Annotated in this window: 5 protein-coding genes; 1 reads left to right on the top strand and 4 read right to left on the bottom strand. The window is 72.0% G+C overall.

Annotated elements, in window-relative coordinates; translation table 11 throughout:
• Positions 1 to 18 precede the first annotated feature (18 nt).
• The 4 genes from ACFVX6_RS23940 to ACFVX6_RS23955 form a co-directional block, all read right to left on the bottom strand.
• A complete protein-coding gene (locus ACFVX6_RS23940; protein WP_389694574.1) occupies positions 19 to 1,071 on the bottom strand; it encodes an NlpC/P60 family protein in 1,053 nt (350 codons plus the stop codon).
• Positions 1,072 to 1,208: 137 nt separating this feature from the next.
• On the bottom strand, positions 1,209 to 1,868 hold the full coding sequence (locus ACFVX6_RS23945) for a class F sortase (RefSeq protein WP_389694576.1): 660 nt from the start codon (positions 1,866 to 1,868) through the stop codon (positions 1,209 to 1,211).
• A 186-nt stretch (positions 1,869 to 2,054) separates the two neighbouring features.
• A complete protein-coding gene (locus tag ACFVX6_RS23950) occupies positions 2,055 to 2,588 on the bottom strand; it encodes a hypothetical protein (protein ID WP_389694578.1) in 534 nt (177 codons plus the stop codon).
• A gap of 264 nt (positions 2,589 to 2,852) precedes the next feature.
• Complete coding sequence (locus ACFVX6_RS23955) at positions 2,853 to 3,914, bottom strand: NlpC/P60 family protein (RefSeq protein WP_389694580.1); 1,062 nt, start codon at positions 3,912 to 3,914, stop codon at positions 2,853 to 2,855.
• 169 nt (positions 3,915 to 4,083) lie between these two features.
• Between ACFVX6_RS23955 and pcrA the strand changes: the two genes are divergently transcribed.
• A complete protein-coding gene (pcrA, locus tag ACFVX6_RS23960; RefSeq protein ID WP_389694582.1) occupies positions 4,084 to 6,612 on the top strand; it encodes a DNA helicase PcrA in 2,529 nt (842 codons plus the stop codon).
• Positions 6,613 to 6,756 lie beyond the last annotated feature (144 nt).

The following is a 6,756-nucleotide window of genomic DNA, read 5'->3' on the forward strand; positions in this document are numbered from 1 at the left end:
CCGGTCGTCCGGACCCGGTCAGGCGGGCCGCGAGGCTCCGGCCCACGGCATCGAGTCCACCGGCGCGACGCGGACCGTGGAGCCGGGGCGCGGGGCGTGGATCATCTGGCCGTTGCCGATGTACATGCCGACGTGCGTGACGCCGGAGTAGAAGAACACCAGGTCACCGGGGGCCAGCGCATCGCGGGAGACCCGCTGTCCCGCATTGATCTGGGTGTAGGTGGTCCGCGGCAGCGCGACCCCGGCCGCGCGCCAGGCCGCCTGCGTCAGACCGGAGCAGTCGAAGGAGCCCGGGCCCGTCGCGCCCCACACGTACGGCTTGCCGATCGCCCCGTACGCGAACGCCACCGCGCGGGCAGCGCGGGAGCCGTCGGAGGGCGGCGGAGCCTGGGCGGCGGGGCCGGCAGGGGCGGGGCCGGCCGAGCGGGCCTCGTAGGCCGCCCGCTCCTCGGCCGTCAGCTTGGCCAGCAGCCGCTGCGCGGCGGTCAGCTTCTCCTCGATCTCGGCCTTGTGGCCCGCGAGTTCGCGCTGGCGGACCCGCAGGTCGGAGAGGCGCCCGGCGGCCTGGTCCTTGAGCTTCCCGACCTCGTCGAGCCCCCGCCGCACGGCCGAGATGTCAGCCGCGTTGCGGTTCCCGGCACGGGTGATGAGGGCGGCCCGGTCCAGGTACTCCTGCGGATCGTCGGACATCGCCAGCTGGACGGCGGCGCCCAGCGTTCCGCTGCGGTACTGCGTCGCGGCCAGCGAACCGAGCGTGTTGCGGGCCGTGTTGAGCTGGTCGGTCTTGCGGGCCGTCGCGTCCCGCAGCCCGTCGAGCGCGCGCTGCGCCTCGTCGGCCTTCTCCTTCGCCCCGTTGTACTGGTCCGTCGCGGCCTCGGCCTCCTCGTAGAGCCGGTCCATCTCCGCCTTGACCTGCGAGGGCGTCGGCTGCGGATCGGCGTGGGAGGTGCCTTCGAAGGCAGTGGCGGTGGCAGCGCCCGCGAGGGCGAGGGTGGCGGCGGTGGTGCGTACGGTGCTCCGTGCCGTGCCGCTGGTGAGCGGGCGCTGCCTGGGCTTTCGATGACTGGCCACGAGGGCCTCACGTCCTTCCTCCGTCGGTGCTTGGGGGAGGACGCTAGACCCGAAGGTAACGGGAAGATGACGAGATGATCGAAAGTGGCGGTACGTAACCGGACCTGGCTGGTCGGGTGCCGGTCAATGGCCGTCCGCTATCCGCGGATGTCTGTCAGGCGGGCGAAGACGACCACGTTGCCGTCGTAGCCCCCCTTCTTCGAGAAGCCGCCGCCGCAGGTGATCACGCGGAGCTCCGGAGCGCCCTTGGGGCCGTAGACCCGCGCCGCCGGAAAGTCGTTCTTGCCGACGACCTCGATGCCGTACACCGTGAACACGGCGGTACGGCCGTCCTGTCGGTCCACCTCGATGTGCTGGCCCTGCTTGAGCGAACCGAGCGTGTAGAAGACGGCCGGACCCTGCTTGTTGTCCACGTGACCGTCGATCACCGTGGTGCCCCGGGTCCCCGGGGCGGGGGAGCCCTCGTACCAGCCGGCCAGGTTCTTGTCCTGCGGCGGCGGGGCGTCCACCCAGCCCTCGGCGTCGAGTCCGACCCGGGTGACCGGGGCGTCGACCTGTACGGCGGGAATCCGGATCCGGGTCGGCGGGGAGGGCTTCAACGGCTGCGGGGCCGGCGGCAGGCGGCGGGCGGCCCCGTCGTGGGCCGGGTCGCTGACCAGGGAGGCGGCCTGCGCGGGCTGCGGCGGACCGCCGTTCAGGTCGAGCCCGTTGGAGAGGAGGAACGTGCCGCTGAGGGCGACCACGGCAACGACGCCCCAGCCGCCGCGGGGCTTCGTACGTTCCTGGGGGCGGGGCATGATGCGCGCTCCTTCCGTGGTGCCGGGTGTTCCGGGGCCGGGTACTGGACCGGGCCCGTCCGGTCGCCAGGGGCGGGTCGGACGGGCCCGGCTGTCAGGGGGAACAGCGGTCAGGGGAACAGCGGTCAGGGGAACAGTGGTCGGGGGAACAGCGGTCGGGGAGACCAGCCGCCAGGGGACCGGCGGTCAGGCCTGGTCGCCCGCCCGGCGGCGCATCAGGAACACGCCACCACCGAGCGCACCGGCCAGCAGCGCGGAACCGGCCGCGATCTCGGTGCCGTTCAGGCCCCCGGCGCCACCGCCGAGACCGGCCTTGACGCCCTTGGAGGGAGTGGAGGGGGTGGTCGTTCCGGTGCCGGTGCCGGTCGAGTGGCCCGCGACCGTGAGGGTGGTCGTGCCCTTCTCGCCCTTGCAGTCGAAGGTGACCTCGTACTGGGCACCCGGCTTGGCGTCCGCGTCCACCTTGGCCGTGGCGGGCTTGACCTCGTTGAGTTCGACCGCGTCGAAGATGCCGGAGGAGACCTTGACCAGCGGTTCCTGGCAACCGGTGGCGTTCAGCGTGACGGTGCCGCCGGGGGCGACGGTGGAAGGCGAGACGGTGAAGCCGAAGGACGTGACGTTGGGCGTGGTCCCGCCGTCATTGGCCGAAGCCATCGGCGCGGCGAGCGCGAAGGCGGCGGTGGACAGCAGGGCTACGGACGCGACACGTATGGAACGCATGGTGAATCCTCCGGGTCCCCGAGGCGCAGCCGCGAACTATTTGTCCGCAAAAGGCAGGAAATGCTCCTCGATGTGCTAGACGCTAGGCCCGGTTGGCGGAACCGGCGACTCGAGCTGCACGAACGGACCAACGGAAGGGGTGAGTTGACGGGCGCCGAGTCAACTCCTCTGATACGGACGGTGAGCGCCACGCCGGACGGCCCGCCCACCCGATGGCGCTGAGTGACGGACACGCCGACGGGCCGCCCGCGCAGGCCAGTCGGCTCACCCGGGCCGGACGCTCCCGTAGATCGGCTGGTAGTAGACCGAGTCCTCGCGGACGGACGCCCCCGGGCGCGGGGCGTGGATCATGCGGCCGCCGCCGATGTAGATCCCGACGTGACTGATGTCCGCATAGAAGAAGACCAGGTCCCCCGGGCGCAGCTGTTTCGTCGCGATCCGCGGAGCCGCCTTCACCTGGTCCCAGGTGGTGCGCGGCAGCGTGACCCCCGCCGCCCGCCAGGCGGCCTGGGTCAGCCCGGAACAGTCGTACGAGCGCGGGCCGGTCGCGCCCCAGACGTACGGTTTTCCCAGCTGGGCCCGGGCGAAGGCGACCGCCCTGGCGCCGGCCGCCGACGCGGCGCCGTCCGCGGGCAGCGGTCCCGAAGCGGCCGGGGCCCGGGGGGCCAGGGCCCGCGCCCGCTCCGGCGCGGTGAGCTGCGCGAGCAGGGTGTTCGCCTCCCCGAGCCGGGCCTGCACGTCCTGCTTGCGCCCGCGCAGTTCCTCCTGCGCCCGCTCCAGTTCCGTGACCACCGCGGCCGCCTCCCGACGCTTGCCGGCCGTCTCCGCCCTGGCCCGGGTGTACTGGGTGAGCAGTGCGTCCTCGCGGCCGCCGAGCCGGTTCAGCAGGTGCGTCTGCGCGAAGAAGGCCTGCGGATCGTCGCTGAGCAGCAGGGTCGCGGTCCCGCCGAGGCCGCCGGCGCCGCGGTACCGGTCGGCGGCGTAGCTGCCGAGCAGCCGCCGGGCCTCGTTCAGCTTCTGGGTGGTGCCGGCCACCTGGTCCATGAGCGCCGACAGCAGGGCCCGCTGCTCCTCGGTCCGCCCGGCCGCAGCGTCGTAGGCCTGGGTGGCCGTGCCCGCCTGCCGGTGCAGCTCGTCCACGCGGGTCCGTACCTCCTCCACCGAGGGGCGGGGCGCCGGCGCCGCCGCGGCCTGGTGGGGGAGGAGCAGGCCTAAGGAGGACAGGGCCGCGGTCGTGACGACCGCGGTGGGGGCGTTCGGATGTCTTCGGGTGCGCGGCTTGCGGTGGGGGGAGGGGTGGGACGAGGGGAATCCGTACGTGTACACGGGCCGGCACCTCCTTCCGGTTGGCGGAGCACGCTAGCGCCGGAGGGGGCGCCCCGGAAGGGGGCGGGAGGGGTCCGCAGGGCATATGCCGCCGAATTTTCCGGGGCGGGACGGGGATTTTCCGGGGGCGGGACCGGCTGTCGGTCCCGCCCTCTAAACTCGGAAGGCGATGAGCAGCCTCTTTGACGACAGCTTCCTGGCCGACCTCTCCCCCTCCGAAGAGGTCCCCCCGCCGCCCGAAGACCACGCCGCCCCCGAGTCGGGCGCGGACGATCTCTTCGGGGGCCGGTTCGACGCGCCCATCCACGGGGACGCGTACTACCGGGACGGTGCCCCCAGGCCCGTCATCGACCCGGCGGCGCTCCTGGAAGGGCTGAATGCGGAGCAGCGTGCCGCCGTGGTGCACGCGGGCTCCCCGCTGCTCATCGTGGCCGGCGCCGGATCCGGCAAGACGCGCGTGCTGACGCACCGCATCGGCCACCTGCTGGGCGCGCGCGGGGTCCACCCCGGCCAGATCCTGGCGATCACCTTCACCAACAAGGCCGCCGGTGAGATGAAGGAGCGCGTCGAGGGCCTGGTCGGCCCGCGCGCGAACGCCATGTGGGTCTCCACCTTCCACAGCGCGTGCGTGCGCATCCTGCGCCGCGAGTCCAAGCGGCTCGGTTTCACCTCCTCCTTCTCGATCTACGACGCGGCCGACTCGAAGCGCCTGATGGCGCTCGTCTGCCGCGACCTGGACCTGGACCCGAAGAAGTTCCCGCCGAAGGCGTTCAGCGCCAAGATCTCGAACCTGAAGAACGAGCTCATCGACGAGGACGCCTTCGCCGGGCAGGCCGCCGACGGTTTCGAGAAGACCCTTGCCCAGGCGTACGCGATGTACCAGGGGCGGCTGCGCGAGGCCAACGCCCTCGACTTCGACGACATCATCATGACCACGGTCCACCTGCTCCAGGCCTTCCCGGAGGTCGCGGAGCACTACCGGCGCCGCTTCCGGCACGTGCTGGTCGACGAGTACCAGGACACCAACCACGCCCAGTACACGCTCGTGCGCGAGCTGGTCGGCACCGGCTACCCGGACCTGCCGCCCGCCGAGCTGTGCGTGGTGGGTGACGCCGACCAGTCGATCTACGCATTCCGCGGCGCGACCATCCGCAACATCCTCCAGTTCGAAGAGGACTACGCGGACGCGACCACGATCCTGCTGGAGCAGAACTACCGCTCCACCCAGACGATCCTGTCCGCCGCCAACGCGGTCATCGAGCGCAACGAGAACCGCCGCGCGAAGAACCTGTGGACCGAGGCCGGCAGCGGCGCCGTCATCACCGGCTACGTCGCGGACACCGAGCACGACGAGGCGCAGTTCATCGCCGACGAGATCGACCGGCTGACGGACGCGGGCGACGCGAAGGCCGGCGACGTCGCGATCTTCTACCGGACCAACGCGCAGTCCCGCGTGTTCGAGGAGATCTTCATCCGCGTCGGACTGCCCTACAAGGTCGTCGGCGGCGTCCGGTTCTACGAGCGCAAGGAGGTCCGCGACGTCCTCGCGTACCTGCGCGTCCTGTCGAATCCCGAGGACAACGTCCCGCTCCGCCGGATCCTGAACGTACCCAAGCGCGGCATCGGCGAGCGCGCCGAGGCGATGATCGACGCGCTCGCGATGCGCGAGAAGATCACCTTCCCGCAGGCGCTGCGCCGGGTCGACGAAGCCTTCGGCATGGCCGCCCGCTCGACCAATGCCGTCAAGCGCTTCAACGTGCTGATGGAGGAGCTCCGCACCATCGTCGACTCGGGCGCCGGCCCGGCGGTGGTCCTGGAAGCGGTCCTGGAGCGCACGGGCTACCTCGCCGAACTCCAAGCCTCGACCGACCCGCAGGACGAGACGCGCATCGAGAACCTTCAGGAACTCGCCGCCGTGGCACTGGAATTCGAGCAGGCGCGGGAAGCGGCGGCGGCCGAGGCCGCCGAGAACGGCGCCCCGCCGGTCGGCCCCGGCACCCTCTCCGAGTTCCTGGAGCAGGTCGCGCTGGTCGCCGACTCCGACCAGATCCCGGACGAGGACACCGACGGCAACGGCGTCATCACCCTGATGACCCTGCACACCGCCAAGGGCCTCGAGTTCCCGGTGGTCTTCCTGACCGGCATGGAGGACGGGGTCTTCCCGCACATGCGCGCGCTGGGCCAGACCAAGGAGCTCGAGGAGGAGCGCCGCCTCGCCTACGTCGGCATCACGCGGGCGCGCGAGCGGCTGTACCTGACGCGGTCGAGCATGCGCAGCGCCTGGGGCACTCCCTCCTACAACCCGCCGTCGCGGTTCCTCGAGGAGATCCCGGCCGAGTACCTGCAGTGGAAGCGGACGGGCGCGGCGCAGAAGCCTGCGGGCCCGATGCGGAGCTCGGGCTCGGGGTACGGATCTTCCGGCTCGGGCGGGTCGAAGACCTCCTTCGGCACCTCGCCGGAGTCCTTCCTGTCCTCGTCGCGTACGAAGTCGGGCCCGTCGGGGTTCGCGACGCGGCGGGCCACCGACAAGCCGGTCATCGCGCTGGTGGTCGGGGACCGGGTCACGCACGACCAGTTCGGGCTGGGCACGGTCATGGAGGTCAGGGGAGCGGGCGCGGACGCGCAGGCCACCATCGACTTCGGGGACGAGAAGCCGAAGCGGCTCCTGCTGCGGTACGCGCCGGTGCAGAAGCTCTAGCGGGCGGGACGCGGGACTGCCCGCGGAAGACGCGGAAGACGCGGAAGGGCCCGCCCCTCGGGGGGGGGGGCGGGCGCGGGGGGGGGCGGGGGCGTTTTAAAAAAATACGCGGGCGCCCAAAATAACAGTGTATTTGAAGGGGGT

The organism is Streptomyces sp. NPDC058289 (assembly GCF_042880975.1).
GTDB classification, from domain to species: domain Bacteria; phylum Actinomycetota; class Actinomycetes; order Streptomycetales; family Streptomycetaceae; genus Streptomyces; species Streptomyces stoeckheimensis.